20 protein-coding genes and 1 other RNA gene are annotated in these 22,654 nt (G+C 65.6%); 5 read left to right on the forward strand and 16 right to left on the reverse strand.

Annotated features, from left to right (window positions below; genetic code table 11):
• Positions 1 to 150 precede the first annotated feature (150 nt).
• From ACCQ00_RS10495 to ACCQ00_RS10505, 3 genes are all read right to left on the reverse strand, one after another.
• A non-coding RNA gene (locus ACCQ00_RS10495) (sX9 sRNA) lies at positions 151 to 222 on the reverse strand.
• A 75-nt stretch (positions 223 to 297) separates the two neighbouring features.
• The gene (locus tag ACCQ00_RS10500) at positions 298 to 1,218 is read right to left on the reverse strand and encodes a M14 family metallopeptidase (RefSeq protein ID WP_039569788.1); all 921 of its coding nucleotides are present in this window, start codon (positions 1,216 to 1,218) and stop codon (positions 298 to 300) included.
• Between the two features lie 101 nt (positions 1,219 to 1,319).
• Positions 1,320 to 1,829 (reverse strand): ferritin-like domain-containing protein, encoded by a 510-nt coding sequence (locus ACCQ00_RS10505; RefSeq protein ID WP_039569790.1) that lies wholly within the window; start codon positions 1,827 to 1,829, stop codon positions 1,320 to 1,322.
• Positions 1,830 to 2,199: 370 nt separating this feature from the next.
• Here ACCQ00_RS10505 and ACCQ00_RS10510 point away from each other — a divergent pair, with 370 nt between their 5' ends.
• Positions 2,200 to 2,349 (forward strand): hypothetical protein, encoded by a 150-nt coding sequence (locus ACCQ00_RS10510; protein ID WP_162292271.1) that lies wholly within the window; start codon positions 2,200 to 2,202, stop codon positions 2,347 to 2,349.
• 123 nt (positions 2,350 to 2,472) lie between these two features.
• On the opposite strand, the gene ACCQ00_RS10515 is transcribed toward ACCQ00_RS10510, so the two are convergent.
• The 8 genes from ACCQ00_RS10515 to ACCQ00_RS10550 all read right to left on the reverse strand — a co-directional run bounded on the left by ACCQ00_RS10515 (position 2,473) and on the right by ACCQ00_RS10550 (position 13,740).
• Positions 2,473 to 2,730 (reverse strand): KGG domain-containing protein, encoded by a 258-nt coding sequence (locus ACCQ00_RS10515; RefSeq protein ID WP_005916070.1) that lies wholly within the window; start codon positions 2,728 to 2,730, stop codon positions 2,473 to 2,475.
• Between the two features lie 787 nt (positions 2,731 to 3,517).
• The gene (gene cobA / locus ACCQ00_RS10520; protein WP_180301694.1) at positions 3,518 to 4,264 is read right to left on the reverse strand and encodes a uroporphyrinogen-III C-methyltransferase; all 747 of its coding nucleotides are present in this window, start codon (positions 4,262 to 4,264) and stop codon (positions 3,518 to 3,520) included.
• Positions 4,265 to 4,345: 81 nt separating this feature from the next.
• Positions 4,346 to 7,156 carry a nitrate reductase gene (locus ACCQ00_RS10525; protein ID WP_039569794.1) on the reverse strand — a complete coding sequence of 937 codons (2,811 nt, stop codon included), beginning with the start codon at positions 7,154 to 7,156 and terminating at the stop codon, positions 4,346 to 4,348.
• A complete protein-coding gene (gene nirD, locus ACCQ00_RS10530) occupies positions 7,153 to 7,518 on the reverse strand; it encodes a nitrite reductase small subunit NirD (protein WP_017158280.1) in 366 nt (121 codons plus the stop codon). Before nirD ends, ACCQ00_RS10525 begins: the two co-directional genes overlap by 4 nt.
• Positions 7,515 to 9,932 carry a nitrite reductase large subunit NirB gene (gene nirB, locus ACCQ00_RS10535; protein ID WP_236493360.1) on the reverse strand — a complete coding sequence of 806 codons (2,418 nt, stop codon included), beginning with the start codon at positions 9,930 to 9,932 and terminating at the stop codon, positions 7,515 to 7,517. The genes nirD and nirB overlap by 4 nt, the downstream gene beginning before the upstream one ends.
• A 58-nt stretch (positions 9,933 to 9,990) precedes the next feature.
• A complete protein-coding gene (locus tag ACCQ00_RS10540; protein WP_180301696.1) occupies positions 9,991 to 11,160 on the reverse strand; it encodes a nitrate/nitrite transporter in 1,170 nt (389 codons plus the stop codon).
• Positions 11,161 to 12,074: 914 nt separating this feature from the next.
• Entirely contained in the window at positions 12,075 to 13,163 is a 1,089-nt protein-coding gene (locus ACCQ00_RS10545; protein ID WP_039569800.1) for a CmpA/NrtA family ABC transporter substrate-binding protein, read from the reverse strand.
• Between the two features lie 4 nt (positions 13,164 to 13,167).
• Positions 13,168 to 13,740, reverse strand: coding sequence for an ANTAR domain-containing response regulator (locus ACCQ00_RS10550; RefSeq protein ID WP_039569802.1), 573 nt, complete (start codon positions 13,738 to 13,740; stop codon positions 13,168 to 13,170).
• Between the two features lie 82 nt (positions 13,741 to 13,822).
• Here ACCQ00_RS10550 and ACCQ00_RS10555 point away from each other — a divergent pair, with 82 nt between their 5' ends.
• The 3 genes from ACCQ00_RS10555 to ACCQ00_RS10565 all read left to right on the forward strand — a co-directional run bounded on the left by ACCQ00_RS10555 (position 13,823) and on the right by ACCQ00_RS10565 (position 17,495).
• Complete coding sequence (locus ACCQ00_RS10555) at positions 13,823 to 14,800, forward strand: NAD(P)-dependent oxidoreductase (RefSeq protein WP_039569804.1); 978 nt, start codon at positions 13,823 to 13,825, stop codon at positions 14,798 to 14,800.
• Positions 14,801 to 15,142: 342 nt separating this feature from the next.
• Complete coding sequence (locus ACCQ00_RS10560; protein WP_372354131.1) at positions 15,143 to 16,576, forward strand: flavin-containing monooxygenase; 1,434 nt, start codon at positions 15,143 to 15,145, stop codon at positions 16,574 to 16,576.
• Positions 16,569 to 17,495, forward strand: coding sequence for an SDR family NAD(P)-dependent oxidoreductase (locus ACCQ00_RS10565; RefSeq protein ID WP_039569809.1), 927 nt, complete (start codon positions 16,569 to 16,571; stop codon positions 17,493 to 17,495). Before ACCQ00_RS10560 ends, ACCQ00_RS10565 begins: the two co-directional genes overlap by 8 nt.
• Before the next feature lie 111 nt (positions 17,496 to 17,606).
• Here ACCQ00_RS10565 and ACCQ00_RS10570 read toward each other — a convergent pair whose 3' ends face one another.
• The 4 genes from ACCQ00_RS10570 to ACCQ00_RS10585 form a co-directional block, all read right to left on the reverse strand.
• On the reverse strand, positions 17,607 to 18,689 hold the full coding sequence (locus tag ACCQ00_RS10570; protein WP_039569812.1) for an AraC family transcriptional regulator: 1,083 nt from the start codon (positions 18,687 to 18,689) through the stop codon (positions 17,607 to 17,609).
• Between the two features lie 226 nt (positions 18,690 to 18,915).
• Positions 18,916 to 19,278: a hypothetical protein gene (locus ACCQ00_RS10575; RefSeq protein WP_007963788.1), complete on the reverse strand. Its 363-nt coding sequence runs from the start codon at positions 19,276 to 19,278 to the stop codon at positions 18,916 to 18,918.
• Positions 19,262 to 19,831, reverse strand: a complete 570-nt coding sequence (gene mobA, locus ACCQ00_RS10580) for a molybdenum cofactor guanylyltransferase (RefSeq protein ID WP_007970069.1) — start codon at positions 19,829 to 19,831, stop codon at positions 19,262 to 19,264. The genes ACCQ00_RS10575 and mobA overlap by 17 nt, the downstream gene beginning before the upstream one ends.
• 37 nt (positions 19,832 to 19,868) lie before the next feature.
• Positions 19,869 to 21,122, reverse strand: a complete 1,254-nt coding sequence (locus tag ACCQ00_RS10585) for a molybdopterin molybdotransferase MoeA (protein WP_039569817.1) — start codon at positions 21,120 to 21,122, stop codon at positions 19,869 to 19,871.
• Between the two features lie 200 nt (positions 21,123 to 21,322).
• Here ACCQ00_RS10585 and ACCQ00_RS10590 point away from each other — a divergent pair, with 200 nt between their 5' ends.
• The gene (locus tag ACCQ00_RS10590; RefSeq protein ID WP_039569819.1) at positions 21,323 to 21,598 is read left to right on the forward strand and encodes a PQ-loop domain-containing transporter; all 276 of its coding nucleotides are present in this window, start codon (positions 21,323 to 21,325) and stop codon (positions 21,596 to 21,598) included.
• 37 nt (positions 21,599 to 21,635) lie between these two features.
• On the opposite strand, the gene xth is transcribed toward ACCQ00_RS10590, so the two are convergent.
• Positions 21,636 to 22,631 carry an exodeoxyribonuclease III gene (xth, locus tag ACCQ00_RS10595; RefSeq protein WP_039569821.1) on the reverse strand — a complete coding sequence of 332 codons (996 nt, stop codon included), beginning with the start codon at positions 22,629 to 22,631 and terminating at the stop codon, positions 21,636 to 21,638.
• Positions 22,632 to 22,654 lie beyond the last annotated feature (23 nt).

Raw genomic sequence — 22,654 nt, forward strand, 5'->3', positions numbered from 1 at the left:
GCGCCGGTGCGTCGACGATGCGCAGCCGTGCAGACGCGTCGCAGACAGGCGACGCAGCCGCAGAACCCAGGTCCGAATCCGCGCGCGCGCAATCGCTGCGCGCGGCGTACGGCGATCTGCCGGCCAATCCTGTCGTGTACGCCCGAGAGCGGCTAACAAACGTAGCGAGCAGTCGTCAGGTGGTGTGGACGTCGCGGAGAAACCGGGGTACGCGCGGTACATGTCGATTCCGAACACCGGCCGCGCCAGCCTGGCAGCTGCACAGCAGTGTTGCTGGCTGCTCCAAATGCCCTACCCTCAATGCTGCGCCAATGCGTAGTCGATTGCCGCGCAGATGGCCGCGACCTGCGCAGCATTGCATTGGTCGGGCGTGGCGCGTGGGCTGTCCGGATAGACCTCGGTGGTCGTGCGATACCGCGCATCGGTGACGCCGGCGCACAAGCCCAGCCGCCGCACCGGATAATTGATGACCCCATGCCCCACCACCGGTGCACCGATGAGTTGCCCATCCGCATCGGCAGGCGCGATATGCGTCACCTGGGCCACCGCCGCGATCACCGCCTGCTGGAAGGCCGGCTGCGGATCCTCACTGTCGCCGACCAGATAAAACCCGTCAGGAATGCTCCCCGGCACAAACACCGCACCGTCGCGCGCCGCCAACGCAGGGCGAAACTCGCTCTCGTCGCTATCGGTGGTTTCGTGCAGGTCGATGTGCACCAGCATTCGCCCGGAGCTCGCAGCCACCAGCTGCATCAGCGCAGCCGACTCTTCGGCCGGGCTGTCGTGGCGAAAGGCGCGATTCGGATCGACTGCATCGGCATTCCAACGCTGGATGCGTTCGTAGCCCCAGGGATTGATGCACGGCGCCACCAGTAAATTGCATTTGCCTGCGTAGTCGGCAGCACGCTGATGCAGAAATTGCAGCGCACCTTGCACGCCGCTGGTTTCGTAGCCGTGCACGCCGCCAGTGACCAACACGCATGGCAGGCTGTCGTCCCACTGCGCGCTGCGCAGTGCCAGCAGGGGATACTCCCCTTGCGCATGGGCAATGGTGCCGTACTGCACGCGCTGGTACCGCACGGCCAGTGCGGCGACCTGCTGCACGACGTCGTCCGCATAGCTGCGCTGCCGCAGCTGGCGTGCGCGCCACATGGCGCGTTCCGGCTCACCCCACGGTTGCCCGGGCGTACCGATCGGATACATGGGGGTTGTCGTCATTGCAGATACCGGTGCCAAGAAGACGCCTAGGGTAAGCGCTCTGCGCACAGAAGCAAAAAGGCCCCGCAGTGCGGGGCCGGTGAAACTTGCGTTGTTGACGTTTATTTCTTTGCCGTGACCCCTGGAGTGGCGTCGCGCACCAGGAACTCTTCGGTCAACTCCGGCAGATGTGCCAGCAGCCAATCGGCCATGGCCTGCTCCTGGGGCAGGATCTGCTCGCACACGCGTTGCGTTTCGACATCGCCCACCGTCTTGGCGGCACCCAGTAACGCGGTATAGGTGGCGATCTCAAGGTTCTCGAACACGTAGCTGGCCATCGCTCCCTTGACGATTTCATCGGAGGTGGTCATGCCGCCCATCGCCTGCCCGAATGCGGCCATCTTGCCCATGGCGTCCTTGATGATTGACGGTGATCCACCCAGGCGCTCGATGCACGACTCGACCAAGCGCTGTTGCCCGAGCGTCTCTTCCAGATGTTGCTCGATGCGGGCCTTGAGCTGAGGGTAGTGCTCGATGCGTGCAGCCTGGGCCTTGAGCATCTGCTCGGCCTGCTGCTCCATTGCATGCGCATCGCGCAGCCAGTCCATCAGGTTTTCTTGGGGTTCGGCCATGGGGTTCTCCTGTTTGTTTGCGATATATCCAGCCTGCAGCGGCGTGGATGAAAGACGCGCCTGTTCCAAGTGAACGCTGCGTGCGACGTCTACGTGGCATTGACATGGCACAGAGGGATCGACGCTCCGCCATCCAAAGGCGGTTGTACGCAATCGCAACGGAACTGGGGACCGCGCGGCGATCAGTGAGGCACTGCATGCAGCGTAGCGCCGCTGACCGCGCTGCCCATCTGAGGTCGATGCCCTGCTACCAGTCGTGGGGACGCTTCATGCCGAAGCAGTGCGGTGAGCGCCACAAACCGGTGGGCTGCAAATCCTGCCGGGGCTGGGAGCTGCAACCGGGCACGCGGGAAATTTTTCCATGCAATCGATGTCGAACATCATGCAGGAGTGCAAAAATTTCTCGCTTGCGCTTGATGCGTTGCACACCAAGCGCTCGTGGATCGTTCGTGGTGCGCAGGACATCAGGCGCAACGATGACGTGCAAAAAATCTGCAATCGATTGCGCATTGCCGCGTGATGCAACCGATTGGCTTCAAGCCTAAAACAACACAGGCGCTGGCCGCGTGGGCGTAGCGCCTGTGTCCAACGACCCGCAAAATTCGCTCCCAAACCGGCGCGTCATTGCGCGCCGATGGCTGGATTAAGCGGATTCTTCCTGCGGCTTGGCCTGCTTGGAACGCCCGCCCTTGCTGCCGATCCGCGACATGTGATCGCGATCGCGGCTCACCGCCTGACCGCCCTTACGGCCAGCTTCGCGCGCTTCGTCGCTGGTAAATTCGTGCGCATTGCCGCTGGCATGCGCGGCTTTGCCGCCGCTACTCGCCAGCAGGCGGCGCTTCTCCGGATCCAATGCGGCAAAGCCGCGCCGGCTACGGGTCGTGTTTTGTCCGTCTTCCACTGTGCCTCCTCTCGATGCTTCGGTTACGCCTGGGTATTGGGCTAACCGCAACATTCGTGCCAACCCGGAAAGGCAGGCCCGGCGGTGGATTGCAGAGGGATGCAGGAAAAAACGGCTGCGCTCGCTGCGCAAATCTTGCACACCTTCGCGTCGCCGGACGATGGGGCCTACCTCATAGGTGGATAGCGCTATCACGTGGCGCTGCTGCGGTGCGGAGGTGGCGAGACGGCTTGCGTGGCGCCGCAGCAACAGCGGCCGTGCTAGATCAAGCGGCTGCCCTGATCCAGGCACGTTCGAATCTGGCGTAGTCGGATTGCCATGCACGGCAGGCATCGGACCTGGCGTTCGGCTCACTCGATCGTCTGCGTGAGGCAGTCGCCTAAACGATGGTGTGCGCAGCACCTTGCAGCGCGCATGCTGGTGACCCCGCAAGATCGCTTGATCGATCTGCCACTGGAATGCCAAGACGGCGACGCAGCCACAGGACAAAACTGGCAGTGCCCGTACACAGACTGCGCGTACATCCTGGCGCGCACTGATGCGCCCTTAACGCACCAGGCGTTCATTTATGCCCCGCGAAAGACGTTGCGACTGCGTGCAGGTCAGTACCACTGGCCGAGGTCGACGCCAGGCCGGAACCATTACGCGTGCCGTGCCGTCCATGCACGCATGCGGCTGGCCCCAAGCCCCGGCAAGCAGTCCCCGGGCGCACGCGCACCATGTCACGCGGACGCCGTGAACCCGAATCGCCCTGCCCTGCAGCCGCGTCATCCGGAGTGCGCTGCCCTCACCCCATTGCCTGCACCACCACCGGACCACCGCGGTCGTCGCACCCGGCAGCAACTTCGGACAGCGCATCGCCCACCAGCAACAAGGTCGGCAAACCCGGCGGCAGTGCGCTGGCTGTCATCCCCAGGTCGCCCAGGGTGGTGAGGCGACGTTGCTGCTCCGGCCGTGTGGCGGCCTGCACGATGGCAGCGGGCGTGCTGGCCGGCAAATGCGCCAGCAATGCAGCGGCCAGCACATCTGCGCGGCGCAGGCCCATGTAGATGCCCAGCGTGGTGCCGCTGGCCGCCAGCGCACCCCAATTCGGCTCGCCGTGGTCGTGGGTGTGCGCAGTCACGAAGGTGATGCCATGGCAGTGGCTGCGATGGGTCAGCGAAACCTCCAGTGCGGCCGCCGCAGCGAATGCCGCACTCACGCCATTGATCACCTGCACCCCGACACCGGCACGGCGCAGGAAGGCGATCTCTTCGCCAGCGCGTCCGAACAGCAGCGCATCGCCCCCTTTCACGCGCACCACGCGCAGGCCCTGCAACGCATAGCGACGCATCAGCCGGCAGATGAATTCCTGCGGTGTCGAACGGCATCCGCCACGTTTGCCGACCCGGATCACGCGCGCCTGCGGTGCAAGTTCGACGACCTCCGGGTTGGCCAGATCGTCGAGCAGCAGCACCTGCGCCGACCCCAGCGCCTTCACCGCCTTGATGGTGAGCAACTCCAGATCGCCCGGGCCGGCGGACAACAGCACCACATCACGGGCGCAGGAAGGTGTGACTGACATGGGAGATCTCGCTGGGTGTGGAGGGACGGCGCATTGAGAGGACAGGCGCGCTCACGCAAGCCGCGTTTGCCGGCACAGCCGAGTCAGTTGCGGCACGCAGGAGCCGCACACGGTGCCGCAGCCCAGGCGTTGCTTGAGCTGCGCAACATCGGCGCCATCCTCGATGGCCGCGCGAATCGCAGCGGTCGAGACCTGCATGCAGGTGCACACGATCGGGTCGCCAGGTGCGCTGTGGGCATGCGCGAAGACCGACAGCCGCGCGCCACGCCACGGCTCACCCGCCAGTGCGGTGGCAAGCAACGATCGATCGGCGTCGCTGGGTTGCGCGGCAGTGAGCAGCACGCCGTCGATATGGTGATGCACGTCTTGCATGCGCCAGCCAACGCGGCGCATCAGCCCGCGGCGCAGGTCGCGGTACTCCAGCACATCCGCACCAGCTGGCAGTTGCAAGGCGGCAACCAGGCGATCCAGCCAGCTGGCATCGGGCACGCGTTCGCAGGCGGCATGCAGCACGACCCAATCCCCGGCTGCATGGCGCTTGGTGCCGCTCGAGGGCTCGGCATGCAGGCGCAAGCAGGCATAGCCGCAGTCGCGCAACAGCGGCTGCAACGCCTGCTGCAACGCAATTGTATCCCCGCGCCGCGCCGCCAGCAGATGCCAGCCGAACGCGGTCTTTTCCACGCGCACCGCCGTGTGTTTGAGCTCGGGCTGTTGCGAACGCGCATCCACTGCCGGCGTGCTGACTTCGTTGATGCCGCCGCTGGACAGATTCTGCCCGCTCCAGTGCATGGGGGCAAACACCGTGCCCGAGCGCAGCTCATCCGACAATTCCAGTGGCAGCACCAGCGCGCCGCGCTTGCTTTCGATCTGCACCAGTTCGCCGGCCACCAGTCCACGCCGCTGCGCATCGCCGGGATGCATGCGCAGCGTCGGTTCGGGACTATGCGCGAATGCCGCCGCCACCCGCCCGGTGCGCGACATGCCATGCCACTGGTCGCGCAGACGTCCGGTGAGCAGCCGCATCGGGAACCGTGCCGACGTGGCCTCGGCCACCTTGCGGTACGGCGTGACGTGGAAGCGCGCACGGCCGTTGGCATGCGTGAATATGCCGTCGGTGTAACGACGCGCCTGCCCTTGCGTATTACCTGCCGGAAACGGCCATTGTTGCGGACCATGATCCAGCAGCGCGTAATCCAGACCACCGATATCCAGGTCGCGGCCAACCGTGAGGGCGCGATACTCGTCGAAAATCTGCGCAGGGTGGTTGAATGCGAACAGGCCCGGCCCGCGCGCTGGTGCCAGGCGCGCTTCCAGCCGGCGCGCCACTTCGTTGGCAATCCACCAATCCGCACGTGCCTGCCCGGGCGCTTCCACCGCCTTGCGCACGCGGGTGATGCGGCGTTCGGAGTTGGTCACCGTGCCTTCCTTTTCGCCCCAGCTGGCGGCCGGCAACAACACGTCGGCATAGGGCACGGTATCGGTGCCGGAAAAGGCTTCCTGCACGATCACCAACTCGGCGTTTTCCAGCGCGGCGCGAATCCCGGCAACCTCCGGCATCGAATGCACGGGGTTGGTGCACACGATCCACACCGCCTTGAGCGTGCCCGCGCGCAACCGCTCGAACAACTGCACGGCCGGTGCGCCTGCCGTTGGCGAGATTCGCCCCGCTGGCACGCCCCACAGCCGTTCCAGTTCGGCGCGGTCGTCGGCATGTGCGATCTCGCGATGCGCCGCCAGCATGGTCGCCATGCCGCCCACCTCGCGCCCGCCCATCGCATTGGGTTGGCCGGTCAACGAAAACGGTCCCGCGCCCGGCTTGCCGATCTGCCCGGTGGCCAGATGCAGGTTGATCAGCGCCAGGTTCTTGTCGGTGCCGTGCACGGACTGATTCAAGCCCATGCAATACAGCGACAACGCTGCAGGGCTGCGCCCGAACCAGTCGGCCGCCTGCACCAGATCCTCGTGCGAAATGCCGCAGATCTCGGCACTCATGCGCGGCGTGTATTCGCGCAGCATCCGCTTGAGGGCATCGAACGCTTCGGTGTGTGCCGCCACGAAACGCGCGTCTACCAGGTTCTCCCAGATCAGGTGATGCAGCATGCCGTTGAACAAGGCGACGTCGGTGCCGGGTTCGATCGCCAGGTGCAGATCGGCCATGGCCGCCGTGTCGGTACGCCGTGGATCGATCACGATCCAGCGAATGTCGGGGTTGCGCACGCGTGCCTCTTCCAGCCGGCGGAACAGCACCGGATGCGCATACGCCATGTTGCTGCCGGCAAACAGCACGGTGTGCGCCAGCTCCAGATCGTCGTAACAGGTGGGCGGGCCATCGGCACCCAGCGCAAGCTTGTAGGCGCTCACGGCGCTGGACATGCACAGCCGCGAATTGGTGTCGATGTTGTTGGTACCGAGCAAGCCTTTGGCCAGCTTGTTGAAGACGTAATAGTCTTCGGTCAACAGCTGCCCGGAGAGATAGAACGCCACCGCGTCCGGGCCATGCTCCCGGATGATGGCGGCCAGCTTGTGGGTCACATGGTCCAGTGCCTGCTCCCAACTCACTGCGGCACGCGGCGCCTGGCGATGACGGCGTAGCTGCGGTTCGAGCACACGCCCTTGCGTGCTGGCCACCGTCTGCGGCAATGCCAGCCCCTTGCTGCACAGGCGCCCGAAATTGGCCGGGTGCAGCGGGTCGCCTTCGATGCCGACGATGCGTTCGCCATCGGCGTCGTGCTCGCTGTGGATCAGCACACCGCACCCCACCCCGCAGTAGCAGCAGGTCGACCGCGTGATGCGGTGCATCGGTAACGCGGCCTGCGGCTGCGCGGCTTCGTGGGTCGACAGATGCTGCAGGCCTTCACTCATACGGCGGGCTCGGCAACGGCATCCGGCTCGATCACCGGCTGCAACACGATCCATACCGCATCGGCTTCCACCTTTACCGGGTAACGCGGCGCACAGCCCACATCCGGTGCGCACGCCTGCCCGCTCTGCAGCCCGATGGCCCAGCCATGCAACGGGCAGGTCACGGTGTCGCCGGCCACGAGGCCTTGCGACAGCGGCCCACCCTTGTGCGGGCAGCGGTCGCGCAACGCGAACACCTGGTCGCTGGCGGTGCGGAAGATGGCGATCGGCGGCAGGCCCTCGACCTCCAGCACGCGCGCGCCCAGTGTCGGCAAGTCCTGCAAGGCGCACACGTGCACCCATGCGTCGTGCGGCATGCTCATTGCTCCACCGTGGCGGCCGGCGCAGCAACGCGCAGCGGTTGGTATTCCTGCCGGCGCTCGCCAGCGATACGCGCCTTCCACGGATCGACCAGACCCTCCAGCGAATACAGCAGGCGCTCGTATAGCGCACGCCGGTTGGCGGCATCGTCCACCACGTGTGCACGGATGTAATCCAGCCCCACCCGCGCGATGTAGTGCACGGTGCGATCCAGGTAATAGGCCTGCTCGCGGTAGAGCTGCAGGAACGCGCCGGTGTATTCGCGCACTTCGTCGGCGGTGGTTACCTTGACCAGGAAGCGCGCCACCTCGGTCTTGATGCCGCCATTGCCGCCGATATGGATTTCCCAACCCGAATCCACCGCGATGATGCCCACGTCCTTGATGCCGGATTCGGCGCAATTGCGCGGGCATCCGGACACCGCCAGCTTGACCTTGTGCGGGCTCCACATGTTGGCGAGCATGGTTTCCAGGTCGATCCCCATCTGCGTGCTGTTCTGCGTACCGAAGCGGCAGAATTCGCTACCGACGCAGGTCTTCACCGTGCGGATCGATTTGCCGTACGCATGGCCGGAGGGCATGCCCAGATCGCGCCACACATCGACCAGGTCTTCTTTCTTGACCCCAAGCAGATCGATGCGTTGGCCGCCGGTCACCTTGACCATGGGCACCGCATACTTGTCGGCGACATCGGCAATCCGGCGCAGCTCGCTGGCGTTGGTCACCCCGCCCTTCATTTGCGGAATCACCGAAAACGTGCCGTCTTTCTGGATATTGGCGTGCGCACGCTCGTTGATGAAACGCGACTGCGGGTCGTCGATGGCCTCATGCGGCCAGGTCGACAGCATGTAGTAGTTGATTGCCGGACGGCAGGTGGCGCAACCGTTGGGCGTGCGCCATTCCATGAAGGCATACGCCTGTGCATGGGTGAGCAGCTTGTGCTCGTGGATGGCGCGGCGCACCTCGCCGTGGCTGAGGTCGGTGCAGGCGCATACCGCCTTGGTTTTGGGGGTTTCCTGAAAGTTGGAGCCCAGGCAATTCATCAGGATCTGCTCGACCAGGCCGGTGCACGAGCCGCAGGAACTGGCCGCCTTGGTGTGCTTTTTCACTTCGTCCACGGTGAACAGGCCTTGCTCGCTGATCGCCTTGACGATCGTGCCCTTGCAGACGCCATTGCAGCCGCACACTTCATCGCTGTCGGCCATCGCACTGGCGCGATCCTGGCCACCGGTACCGGCATCGCCCAGCGCGCTTTCGCCGAAGATCAGTTGATCGCGCTGCGCCTGGATGGGTGTGCCGTCCTTGAGCAACTTGAAGTACCACCCACCGTCGCTGGTGTCGCCATACAGGCACGCGCCCACCAGGACATCGTCGCGGACGACCAGCTTCTTGTAGACACCACCGGCCGGATCGGACAGCACGATTTCTTCGCAGCCATCGCCGCCCATGAAATCACCGGCAGAAAACAGGTCGATGCCGGTGACCTTGAGTTTGGTCGATGCCACCGAACCGCGATAAATGCCGATACCGAACTGCGCCAGATGGTTCGCACACACTTTGGCCTGCTCAAACAACGGCGCCACCAAACCGTAGGCAATGCCGCGATGGTTTGCACACTCGCCCACCGCGTACACGCGTGGGTCGAAACTTTGCAGGCTGTCGTTGACCACGATGCCGCGTGCGCAATGAATCCCCGCCTCTTCGGCAAGACGCGTGTTCGGGCGAATGCCGGCCGCCATCACCACCAGATCGGCCGGAATCTCGCTGCCGTCGGCAAACTTCACCCCGATCACCTCGCCCTGCGCATTGCCCAGCAGCGCACTGGTGGCGGTACTCAGCTTGAAGTGCAGGCCACGCGCGCGCAGGGCTTGCTGCAGCAGGTTGCCGGCCATCGGGTCGAGCTGGCGTTCCAGCAGCCAGCCGGCCAGGTGCACCACGGTGACCTCCATGCCGCGTAGCTTCAGGCCATTGGCCGCCTCCAGGCCGAGCAGCCCACCACCGATCACCACCGCGTGTTGCTTGGTACGCGCGGTATCGATCATGGTGCGCGTGTCCTGGATATCGCGATACCCAATCACCCCTTTCAAATCGTTACCGGGAATCGGCAGCACGAACGGCACCGAGCCGGTGGCGATCAACAGGCGGTCGTACTCGGCTTCGGTACCGTCGGCCGCAATCACCCGGCGGCGCACGCGGTCGATGCGCGTGACCTCCTTGTTCAAGTGCAGGCGGATGCCGTTGTCGTGATACCACTGCAACGGATTGAGCACGATGTCGTCGAAGTCCTGCTCGCCGGCCAATACCGGCGAGAGCAGGATGCGGTTGTAGTTGGGGTGCGGCTCGGCGCCGAACACGGTGATGTGGTACATGCCCGGCATCAGCTTGAGCAGTTCTTCCACGGTGCGGATACCGGCCATGCCATTGCCGATGACGACGAGTCTGGGTTGCTTCATTGCCTGGGCTCCTGTCGACATATCAGACGCGCGCCGCGCCAGCGGTGGTCCATTCGCTGCGCCACTGCGCCTTCACGCCGGCCAGCAACGCCCAACCGCCAAGCGCGAATGCAGCGAACAACCACATGCCGATCGCGTAGCTGCCGGTGTGCTGCTTGAGCACGCCCAGCCCTGCGGCTAGCGCAAATCCACCGATGCCGCCTGCCATGCCGATCAGGCCGGTCATCACGCCGATGTCCTGACCGAAGCGCTGCGGCACCAGTTGGAATACCGCGCCATTGCCGGCGCCCAGGCACAACAAGGTCAGCACGAACAGCGCCAACGTGATCGTGGCGCCGCCCGCACCAAATCCGGCGATGCCCACCAGCGCGGCGACCAGCAGATACACCGCCAGCAAGGCGCGCGTACCGCCGAGGCGGTCGGCAATCACGCCACCGAGCGGGCGCATCACCGAGCCCGCCAGTACGCACGCTGCAGTCGCCCACCCCGCGGTACGCGCATCGAAATCGAACTGGTCGTGAAAGTAACCAGGCAGAGCGCTGGCAAAGCCAGAGAAACCACCGAAGGTGATCGCGTAGAAACACATGAAGCGCCACGCATCGCGGTTGCCCACCAGCACGCGGCCGTAGTCGGACCACTGCTTGCGCGCCACCGGCGCCGGCGCCTCCTTGGCGATGGTTGCGAACACGATCAGCGTCAGCACCAAAGGAATGCACGCCAGCCCGAACACGTTCTGATAGCCGAAGGCGGCCGCCAGCATCGGGGCGAACAGCGCCGCCAGTACCGTGCCGGAATTACCCGCACCGGCAATGCCCATCGCGGTGCCCTGATGTTCGGGCGGATACCAGCGCGATGCCAGCGGCAATGCCACCGCGAAGGAGGCGCCGGCAATCCCCAACAGCACGCCCAGCAGCAGCACCTGCCCCATGCTATGCACGCCCAGTTGCCATGCACCGAACAGTGCTGCGATCACCGCCAGCTGCGCGAGCATGCCGGCGCGCTTGGCGCCGACACGGTCGGCGAACATGCCCAGTACCAGGCGCAACACGGCGCCGCACAGGATCGGCACTGCCACCATCAAGGCACGCTGCTGCGTATCCAGCCCCAGCGATTGCGCGATCGGCACCTGCAGCGGACCGAGCAGATACCACACCATGAAGCTCAGGTCGAAATACAGGAAAGATGCGAACAACGTGGGCGTATGCCCTGATCGCCAGAACGAGCGCTGCATAGAGACCTCTTCGAGTGCGATGGCAAAAAAAAAACGGCGCCCTCCGGTATACCGGAAGGACGCCGTTGTCCTGGATGCGTGCGGCGCGCCGTTGAGCCGCTGGCATCGTCTGCATGTTGTTGCAGGCACGCCGTTGTACCTGCATGTGCGTCCTACGCAATCACCGTGCCAACTTGTTCACCGCGCCCTCACCGCGCTGCAAGTGTTTGAGAAATCAAGGGTTGGCGGCTGACTGCGGGCATCGCGCGCGGTACTTGGTCGCCACTGGCGCAGCTCACCATTCCCGGCTTTCGTGCAGCAATGCACCAACAACGTGCGTTACTCGCGGGCGCGATTGACAGACAGTCCTGCGACACGCCATCCCTCCACGCGCGATCCCTGGCGCCAGGCCGGCGCCTTGCGCGTCAGCAACCGAGATGGCGTTACTGGGTGCAGTCGAAGGCATTGGCACGAATGCCTAGATCAAATGTCTGCCCGACGGAGCGAACGGTGCCCTCACCGCTCGCAGGACACGCCGCAAGTACGTCCGTGCAAGCTCGATGGCGGCATCCATGCCGCCAACGGTCCCGCAAGTTGCGAGGGCACCGCACCAGACGGTTGGCTAGCAGTTTGTCGAAGAGCGAGGAAACCGCGTCGCGCGGCTTGCTGTTTGCTCTGTTTGCACCTAGCGCACCTACCATCTCGACCGGCCCTTACCCGCCCACCGTCGCGGGACCTTATGCGGCATGGATGCTACGTAAGAGCTTACGCAGCGTGTTCCGTGATGGTGGGCGGGCACGGGCCCTGCCAGCCACACTGCCGACCAGCCGCTCTCTAAGCAGTCCCCTAGGCACTCCGACCCTCACCGCAGAGTGCAACACGCCTGATCCATCGCTTTACGGCGTATCGAACAACCGATTGCCGCGATGATCGCTGTCCGGCGCGGCGACCCCCACAGATGCGGCGGCACGCCGATAGTTGTCGAGTCGGTGGATATCGCCGAGCCGGGCGATGTCGTCGTCCTGAACGTCATGCCACCCCCAGCGCTGGAACTGGCCCAGAAACCACTCGCCGTCCGATAGCCACGGCATATTCACCACCCCGCCGCGGTGGAAAGCCAGCGCAGTCGCATCACCGGCGGCAGCGTCGCGACCAACATGCGACTCAGCCTCGGGATGCGCACCCAGACACACCGCCAGATGCGTCGCCGGCACCCCGATATGCTGCGGCTCGGCCAGCCACTGCGCACATTGCGCGCGATTGGCTGGCGCCGCGTCCAGCCAACGGCAGGCCTCCAGCACGCAAGCGGTCAAGCGCTCGCTCAATTCCGGCTGCAGCGCTGCGAATTCACGGCGGCAGGCGAGCACTTTTTCCGGATGACCAGGCCACAACTCGCCGCTGCGGATCACGCGCCGCCCCGTGCCCTGCGCCTCGGCCACCGCCGCCCACGGCTCGCCAGAGCAATAGCCGTCGACCAATCCGCTGGCCAGCGCCTCTGGCATCTGCGGTGGCGGAATGCTGAGCACATCCACATCCCCGATCGGGTCCACCCCGCCTGCAGCCAGCCAGTAGTACAGCCATAGCGCATGCGTACCGGTCGGAAAGGTCTGCGCGAACACCGCACGCCGCCCCAATCCTGCCAATGCCTGTGGCAGCGTGCGGCCAGCCGCCAACGCGTGCGCGAGTGCAGGCGCCAGCGTGATCGCCTGGCCGTTGTGATTGAGCGTCATCAGCAACGCCATCGGGCATTGCGGCCCGGCGATGCCCAGCTCGATCGCATACACCAGACTGGCCAGCGCGTGCGCGGCTTCCACCTCACCGGCCAGCAAACGGTCGCGCACGCCGGCCCAGGATGCCTGCCGTTGCAAGTCCAGCTGCAGGCCATGTTGATGGTCCAGACCCAGGCGTTGCGCAGCGACCAGGGGCGCGCAGTCGATCAATGGCAGATAGGCCACGCGCACGACGGGATATTCGGCTTGACTCATAGATTCACCCCAACAACTCGGCCATGGCCACGATGCGGCGCGCCACTTCGGCCAGCTTGACGCCCTGCTTCATTGCCTGCTGGCGTAATGCCGCATAAGCGTCGGCTTCGCTCAGCCCACGTTTTTCCATCAGCAAGCCCTTCGCGCGGTCGATCTGCTTACGGTCCTGCAGCGCCTGCTGGACCTCATCCAGGCGCTTGCGCATGCTGCTTTCCTGCGCAAAACGCGCCAGCGCCACCTGCACGATCGGCGCCAACCGCGCCGGCGCCAAGCCATCCACCACATACGCCGTCACGCCCGCGCCGACCGCGGCATGGATCAACGCATCGTCGCCATCGCCGGAAAACATCACCACCGGCCGCGGCGCGTGCGCATGCAACATCGACAGCTGCTCCAAGGTGTCGCGGGAAGGCGAATCCACGTCGATCACCACCACATCCGGCTGCTGGCGTTGGACGGCATGCAGCAACGCGCTGACCGAGGCCACGTCAGCGAGCACCGTGTAGCCGGCGCGCGTCAGGGCCTGGCGCAGTTCGCCGATGGGCTTTTCGGTATCGTTGACCAGCAAAACACGCATTGACAGCAGCGAGGCATGGACGTGGCCTGATGGTGCCATGCAACATGGGGCTGGTGCGAGCCATCTTTTCGGAGTGTGTCCAATGCCGTTGTTTCCGCTGTTCGCCAACCTGCAGGGGCGTGCCGTGCTGGTCATCGGTGGCGGCGAAGTCGCCACACGCAAGGTGCTGGCGCTGCTGAAGGCGCAGGCGCACATCCGGCTGTATGCGCATGCGCTTTCGCCCGAACTTGCCCAGTTGCTGCAGGCCGGGCGCTTCGAGCAGATGACAGGCGAGTTCGATCCGGGCTGGATCGACACCGTGTGGCTGGTCGTCGCCGCCACCGATGATGTGGATTTGAATCGACGCGTCGCCGCAGCGGCCGGCGCACGCCAGCGTCTGGTCAATGTCGTGGACGATGCCGAGCTCTCCACCTACCAGGTGCCGGCCATTGTCGACCGCGATCCGCTGGTGATTGCGATTTCGTCGGCCGGCGCGGCGCCGATGCTGGCGCGCCGACTGCGCGAGCGACTGGAGCGCGAACTGCATGCGTCGGTGGGTACGCTGGCGGCCTTGTTCGCCCGGCACCGCGAGCGCATTCGTCAGCAGTTGCCGGACATGAACCGGCGGCGGCGGTGGTTCGATCAGGTCATCGATGGGAAGGTGCCGCAATTGCTGCAGGCCGGCGATACCGTCGCCGCCGAAGCCGCCTTTGCCGCCGCGTTGGATGCGGTGGACAGCGTTCCGGCGCGCGGCAGCGTGCAATGGGTTGGTGCCGGCCCGGGCGATCCGGGGCTGCTCACGCTCAATGCCTTGCGTGCCCTGAACCTGGCCGACGTGCTGCTGCTGGCGTCGGACGTGCCCGCCGAGGTGGTGGAACTGGCACGCCGAGATGCACAAAGGCGCGGCTGGCCGGAGACGCCGGGCGCGCAGCAGGCCGTCGTAGTGGAGTTGGTCGGCGCCGGTCTGCAGGTCGTGGTCTTGCGCATGGGCAGCGGCGATGCCATCGCGGCGGAGCTGGAAGCTGCCCTGCACGCGCAGGGCATCCTGTCGGTGCGGGTTCCGGGGTTGCCGCTCCATTAGGTTTTTCCAAGCGCGTTGCCGGGTTCGACGCGCGCCACTGCGCACCGCATGCCAGCAACGCCCGGCGCGCGGTGTCCTGCTGCCAAGGCGTGCGTTGGCCATCCCGATCGCCGAGTGCCCGCCCCTAGCATCGGCGGGAAATGATGCCGGCTGCCGCGCAATAGCGCTCGACTGCCACCCGCCAGCGCATGTCATCGGCACCGCGTCACGGCGCGTAGGAACGCAGCACCGGCTGTCCAGCTTGGCCGGTTTCACCCTCTGCCTGGCCGAAAACGTCCCCAGCATGGCGCGCTGGTCCGCCTACAGTCGAGCACGTCATCCCGGTTCGGACTTCGCCACGCCATGCAGATGCCTTCGCCGTCCCAGACGTTCCCGCTCGACCGCAGCGAGGCGGTCTGCATCATCGGTGCTGGCCCGGGTGGGCTCAGTGCGGCACGTGCGCTCAAGGCGCAGGGGCTGGAATACGACCAGTTCGAACGCCACGGCGACCTGGGCGGGATATGGGACGCCAGCAACCCCGGCTCGCCGATCTACGACTCCACCAATTTCATTTCCTCGCGCGATCTATCGGCCTTCATCGGCCATCCCATGCCGCGCCATTACCCCGACTACCCGTCGCATCGGCAGATCCTGGCCTACCTGCGCAGCTTCGCCGAGACATTCGGGCTGCGCGAGAAGATCCAGTTCGACACCGCCGTGCTGCGCATCCACAAACAGGCGGACGGGCGCTGGCAGGTGGACTTGGCCGATGGCTCGCAGCGCACCTACGCTGCAGTGATTTGCGCATCGGGCGTCAACTGGGACCCCAGCATGCCGCAGTTGCCGGGCCACTTCGATGGCGAGCTCCGCCACTCGGTGAGCTTCCGGCATGGCGACGAATTTCGTGGCAAGCGCGTGCTGGTGCTGGGCGCCGGTAACTCCGGCGCGGACATCGCCTGCGAGGCGGCCATGCATGCGCAGCGCGCCTTTCTCAGCGTGCGCCGTGGCTATCACTTCATTCCCAAGCACTTGATGGGAATCCCGGTCGACCAGATCGCCGAGACCGGCCCGCACCTGCCGTTATGGCTGGCGCGCCCGATCTTCTCGGCGCTGCTGCGCCTGGTCAACGGCGATCTGACCAAGCTGGGGTTGCCCAAGCCGGACCACCGTTTGTTCGAGAGTCACCCGTTGCTCAACGCCCAGCTGCTGCACCATCTGCAGCACGGCAACATCGCCGTCAAACCCGATATCGAGCGACTGGACGGCAGGCACGTGGTGTTCAAGGACGGCAGCCGCGAGCAGATCGACCTGCTGCTCTGCGCCACTGGCTACCGCTGGAGCTGCCCGTATGCCAGCGCGTATTTCCTCTGGAACGGCGGACGCCCGCAGATGTACCTGTCGATGTTCAACCGCACGCATCGCAACCTGTTCGGGATCGGCTACCTGGAAACCAATTCCAGCGCGTACAAGCTGTTCGACACCCAAGCCCACATGATCGCGTCTTACCTGACCGCGCAACGCCGCGATCCGGCCAGCGCACGCCGATTCGATGCGTTGATCGAAAACGATACGCCGGACCTGTCCGGCGGCATCCGTTTCGTGGCATCGCAGCGCCACGCCGTCTACATCGAGGCGCATGCATTCAAACGCTATCTGCAGCAGCTGCGCAGACAACTGGGCTGGGGCGATCTGGGCGAACACATGTACGACGCGCTCAAGCTCGACGCCAGTGGCGACCCACGCATGCGCACTACCGCCAACCCACGGCTGGCCGACAGCGAGGTTGCCCATGGCTAAGCCGCAGGATCTGCGCGACTGGCATGCGGTGATCACCGGCGGCGCCGGTGGACTGGGACGCGCGATCGCCGCGCGCCTGATCCAGCGCGGCGTATGGTGCCTGCTGGTGGATATCGATGCCGATGCACTGGCACGTGCGGTGCAGGCGCTGGGTCCATTGGCATGCGCGCAGGTGGCCGACCTGACCGACCCCACTGCGCGCGACCGGCTCGCCGAACGACTCGACACGGACTGGGGGCAATTGCAGCTATTGGTGAACAACGCCGGCATTGTCGGCACCACGCCGTTCGAACAGCGCACGCCCGAGTCGATCCGCGGCGAACTGGAGTTGAACCTGCTGGCGCCATTGTTGCTGACGCACCGGTTACTGCCGCTACTGCAGCGCGCTGGCGACGGGCGCGTGGTGAACATCGTCTCGCTGGGCGGCATGTTTCCGTTGCCCGAGTCGACGGTCTACTCGGCCAGCAAGTTCGGCCTGCGTGGTGCCATGCTCTGCCTGGGACTGGATGGCGTACGCCTGGGCATTCGCGTCTCCATCGTCAACCCGTCGGCCACCGACACCCCGATGCTGATGCGCGAGGCCCTCCACGGCGGCAACAAGCTACAGTTCATGGATCGGCCGCAACAGCCTGACGAAGTCGCACTGCAGGTGCTGCGCTGCCTGGATGCGCCGTGCCTGGAGCGCTTCGTGCGCCCCAGCGAGTCGTGGAAGGTGCGGCTGGCCATGTTGCTGCCCAACCTGCTGACGCGCGCCCTGCCGCTGTTCGCGCGCAGCGCCGAGCGCGGGCATCGCACCTATCTTGCATCGCTGCAGCAACGCGGCCTGATTCGCCCATGCCGGGATGGCTGGGAAGTGGTGCCGCCTGATCAATGCGCAGACCCGCCCATTCCGGTGCAAGCGAACGCGCGACGCATCTGATTGTCACCACTTCCGTTGCCGGCATGTGGCGGAGCACTGCTGGCGGATTCCGAAGCTCCCATAGGACACCGCCACGCATGTCGTCCCGACTCCCCGCACGCCTTGATCGGCTCATCGCGACCCGCGCGCCTGTCCGGGCGAACGGCCAGACCAGCGTTGAAAGGCACGCCGAAACGCCCGTGCATCGGCGTAGCCGACCGCTTGCGCCACCTCGGCGACAGTCAATTGCGAATTGCGCAGCAGATCCTGCGCGCGCTCGTAGCGAGCGGCATCGCGCAGCGCCCGGTAGCCGACCTGCTGCGCGCCGAGCCGACGCCGCAGCGTGCGCTCGCTGCAATTGGCCTGGCGGGCAAGCTCGGGCTGCCGCGGCGCACGCTCGGCATCGCTGCGCAGCCGCAGTGCGATCGATTCGACCAATTCATTGCGCGACGGCGGCCGCTTGATCAGCGTCTCCAATTGTTGCCGCAACAGCCCGCAGGTGGTGCGGTCGTAGCCCGGCAGCCGCGCGGCCAGCCACTTGGCATCGAGCGTCATCCTGTTGCGGCCGGCGCCAAACCGCACCGGGCAGCGGAAAAAGCGCGTATAGATCTCCAGCGGGGCCGATCGCGCGAAGGCCAGTTCCACCGCACGCGGTCGGATGTCCGGCCCCAGCATGCAGCGACTGACATTGAGGGCGCCGGCGAAGGCTTCCTCGATGAGGTAAGGCTCGATCTCCAGGTCGAACACGTGCGGCACCAGTTCGATGGAGGCTTCGGGGCCTTGCTGTGCGAACAGGTGCTGCATCATCGCTCCGGCTTCGTGCTGATGCCCCAGGCCATAGGCGATCGCTTCGCCGAAGGTTTCGCAGGTGAGCATGGCCAGCCCGGTCAGGCCCCAGGACACTGGCCGTTGCCGCATGCCGGCCGCCAGGCCCATCGCCGGCTCCTCCAGCAACCGGCGTGCGCGCAGGATCAGCGCACGCACCTGCTGGTAAGACAGCAGCAGATCCCGGTCGTGCAGGTCGCGGTCGGTGAATCCCAACCCCTTGCACAGCCGCTCCGGCGCGTGCCCGCGATCTTCGACCAGGCCCAGCAGCGAGCACACGGTATTGGGAACAATGTCGGCGATGCGGCGGGTATCGGCCGGCGCACGGCGCGCCTTGCCGACCTCAGAGGTGGGCTGCCTGCGTATGACGGCCGCGCGCACGCGCGGCATGCTCAGCAGCGCTCCGCGGAGCGTTCGCAACCGATGCAGTGACAACGTGCCGTGCAGCCAACAGCCCCACCATGCGATGCGTGCCGTGCGGGGGTACAAGCCGGCCGGTGCTGAACGTCTTGCATGCGTTGCGTCCTCGCGAAAATGCGGCCTCGACCGCTCGGCCGCACTCTAGCGCAAGTGATGGCGCGCAGGTCCGCCCGGCAAGGACCGACGCCTCAGGTCATCACTCCCGCGACAATCGCTTGCGCGTGCTGTCGCGCACATCCACGTCGAAGGTGACCTGCAAGGTCATCGCCTCGGCATGCCCAGCGCCCGCATCGAAACTGAACTGAAGCCCGTCGCGGCGCGGTAACTGGCGTGCGTGTTCCTCCAGCGCATCGCGCGGGATCGCCAGTTGCCAATGATCGGTCGCGCAATTGCACGCGGCGTGACCGCCGGTGAGGCTCACGCTGTGTCTGACCAATCGTGCGCCTTGCCCGCTCGGCAACCGGCTGAGATTGTCGACGCTGCGCCCGGCCAGCAGGTTGGCCAGCTCGTCTTCGTCGATACGAAAGCGCAGATGTTGGCCTTCAATCTGGATTTTCATGGATCAGCCGGCTCCATTGCTCGGGCGTGTTGCAATTGACGAACGCAGCGCGTTCGCTGGCAGTGACAGTCACGCGATGGCACTGCAGTGAATGCTGCAAGGCGCGCAGCGAGCGTGACGATGCAGCGCCCGCCATCAACACCGCCAACGCCTCGCGCACGCTGGCATCCAGGCGCAGGCACATCGGCAGCATCTGGTCCTCGAAGGCCACACAGCGGTGCTGCGACGGCGCCAGCAGCTTGCCCAGCAATGCGGCCGACAACAGCGGCATATCCACAGGCACCACCACCAGCGTGGTCGCGTCGTCCGCGACCGCGATTACGCTGGCCAGCCCGCCGAGTGGGCCCAGATCGGGCTGGAGGTCGGCAATGCCGGCGTACTCGGGCCGGTTGCCGCTGACCACCACGTGCTGCGCACCGGCCCGGCGTAGCAACGCCTGCATCCGTTCCAGCAACGGGCGCCCATGCCAGGGCAGCAACGCCTTGTCCTGCCCCATGCGCGACGAACGTCCACCGGCCAGCACCACGCCCGTCCACGGCCGCAGCAGCGTCATGCAACAGCCCCAGGATGGATGGCACGCACAGGCAGGTTCATGGCGCGATGGCCGGCGCGGCCGATTGCAGATGGCCCAAGCCGAAGACCTCGGCATGCGTGCTCGCTGCGGCGCCTTCGTCCTGCGGCTCCAGCACTGCCCAGACGTTGGCCTGCAGCAACGGCGCCACACGAAAAGACTCTTGCTGCGGCAGGATCTGCACCGACAACTCGCCGGCCACGCTGCACAGCAGCCGTGCCCGCAGATGCTGCCGCCAGATCGGCCGGGCCTGCATCGGCGCCTCTAACGCGACGCGCAACCCACGCTCAACCGGCATGCCCAACAAACCGCGCAATGCCGGCTCGACGAAAAAGCGCAGCCCGGCCGCACTGGCCATCGGGTTGCCGGGCAAGCCCATATACAGCGTGCCATCGCTAAAGCGTGCAAGCAGCACCGGTTTGCCCGGTCGCACCGCGACCTTATGAAACAGCACTTCGGCAGCGTGGCGCGCCAACGCATCCGGGATGAAATCGTAACGACCGCGCGAAACGGCGCCGGTGCTCAGGATGAGATCGGCACCGGCATGGCGGGCCTGGGCCAGTGCCGCATCGAAGGCAGCATCGTCATCGCCCACCTGCCCGCGCCACACGACATCGGCGCCGGCGGCACGCAACTGAGCCAGCAGATAACTGCTGGTGCCATCGCGGATCTGCCCCGGCTGCAGGGGTTGTGCGGGGTCGCCGATCAACTCGCGTCCCGTGGCAATCACGGCCACGCGCGGCCGCCGCACCACCTGCACATGCGCGCAGCCCAGGCCGGCGAGCAGCATCAGATGCGCACCGCGCAGTACGGTGCCGGCGTCGATCACGCGATCGTGCAAGCGCACGTCTTCGCCGCGACGGCGGATGTGCTGGCCCGCACGCACCGGCTGATGCAGGCGGATGCGGCTGGGGCGCCCGCCATCGTGTTCGAGGATCTGCACTTGCTCGATCGGCACCACCGCATCGGCACCGGGGGGCACGCCGGCGCCGGTCATGATTTCCCAGGCTGCACCGATCGCGGTCGCACCGGCATCCTGCCCTGCCGCAACGGTACCGCTCACCACGTGCTCGCTGTCTGCCAACGCACCAATGCCCGCGGTCGCCAGTGCAAACCCATCCATTGCGCTGTTGTCGAAGGGCGGCAACTCTGCCTGGCTCGACAAGGCGTCGGCGAGCACGCGGCCCTCGGCATCGGCGCTTGCCACCCACTCGCTGGCGAGGGTTGCGACGTGCGCATGGACCAGCGCGAGTGCTTCGGCATAGCTGATCATGTGCAGGACGGTGCCGACAAATGGATGACCCGGCTAGGATACCGGCCCCTGGCGCAGCAGGTACAGGCGCGGCCGTTGCGGCGGCGTATGTCTATCCGCCATGTGTTGGGCATCCCTGAGCACTACGCTTGAAGCTGCTCGAACGGTATGCAGACAGTGTGCGCTGCTAGGTTGCAGGCCTTCCTTGAGCAACTGCACGCATGCAATTCGTCGACGTCGTGGGCTGGCTCGCCAGCATCATCCTGATTGCCACCTTGATCCGGCAGATCTACAAACAATGGCGCTCCGATGCCGCGCAGGGCGTCTCGCGCTGGTTGTTCCTCGGCCAGATCAGTGCCTCGGTGTTGTTCATCCTCTACAGCTATCTTGTTGGCAACGCGGTATTTATCGTCAGCAACGTGCTGATCCTGCTGACGGCCCTGACCGGCTACGCATTGCAGCGGATCAAGCGCCGCAAGCTGGAACGCGCAGCGTAGACAGGCTGCGTGACCTTCAGCCAGCCGGCCGGCTGAGCTAGTCAGCTGGTATTCTCACCGACTTGCGTGGTTTTGCCGATCCAGCTGTGCCCTTCTTCGCAACGACTTTCTTGACCGCCTTTTTTGCCGTGCCACCGAGCGTCTTCTTGGCGGATGCCTTGGGCAAGGCCGCCTTTTTCGCTGCGCCCGGCTTGCGCACGTTGGCAATGAGCCTGGCATCGGCCGCTGCTTCAGTGGTGGCATCCGGCACGCGCACGCTGATCCAGGTGGGTGCATGATCGCTGGCCTTTTCCAGCGCACGTACCCACTTGTGGACGCCGGCGTCCTGCAGGCCGGGCGCCAGCGTGCGATTGAGCAGCAGATGGTCGATGCGCAACCCACGGTCGCGCGCAAAGTGCTGACGGAAGTAATCCCAGAATGTATAGATCGGCGTCTGGCCATGGATTGCCAGCAGGCTGTCGGTCCAGCCCTGTGCTAGCAGGGTCTGGTAGGCCGCCCGGCTCTCCGGCTGCAGCAAGGCATCCTTGCGCCAGCCCTTGGGGTCGTAGATATCCGCATCGGTGGGCACTACATTGAAGTCGCCGATCAGCGCCACCGGATGCGGCAGGTCCACCAGCGTTTTCGCGTGCCGGATCAGGCGCTCGAACCATGCAAGCTTGTAGTCGAACTTCGGCCCGGGCTGCGGGTTGCCGTTAGGCAAATACAGGCAGGCCACCACCACGCCATGAATCGCCGCCTCCAGGTAGCGGCTTTGCGTGTCGCGCGGATCCCAGGGCAACCCGCGACGAATTTCCACTGGTTCGGTTCCCCGCGCGAGCAAGGCCACGCCATTCCAGGACTTCTCGCCCTGCCAAATCACACCGTACCCCGCATCGCGGATCGCCTGCTCCGGAAATGCGGCCTGCGTCGATTTCAATTCCTGCAGGCCCACGATGTCCGGCTGCTCGCGCTGCAGCCATTCCAGCAGATGCGGCAAACGGCTGGTAATACCATTGACGTTGAACGTCGCGATCTTGCGTGAGGTAGCTGACATGGGGCAAGTGGCCGCTTCCGTGG

Source organism: Xanthomonas sp. NCPPB 3761, from assembly GCF_041475705.2.
Classification (GTDB): Bacteria; Pseudomonadota; Gammaproteobacteria; order Xanthomonadales; family Xanthomonadaceae; genus Xanthomonas; species Xanthomonas phaseoli.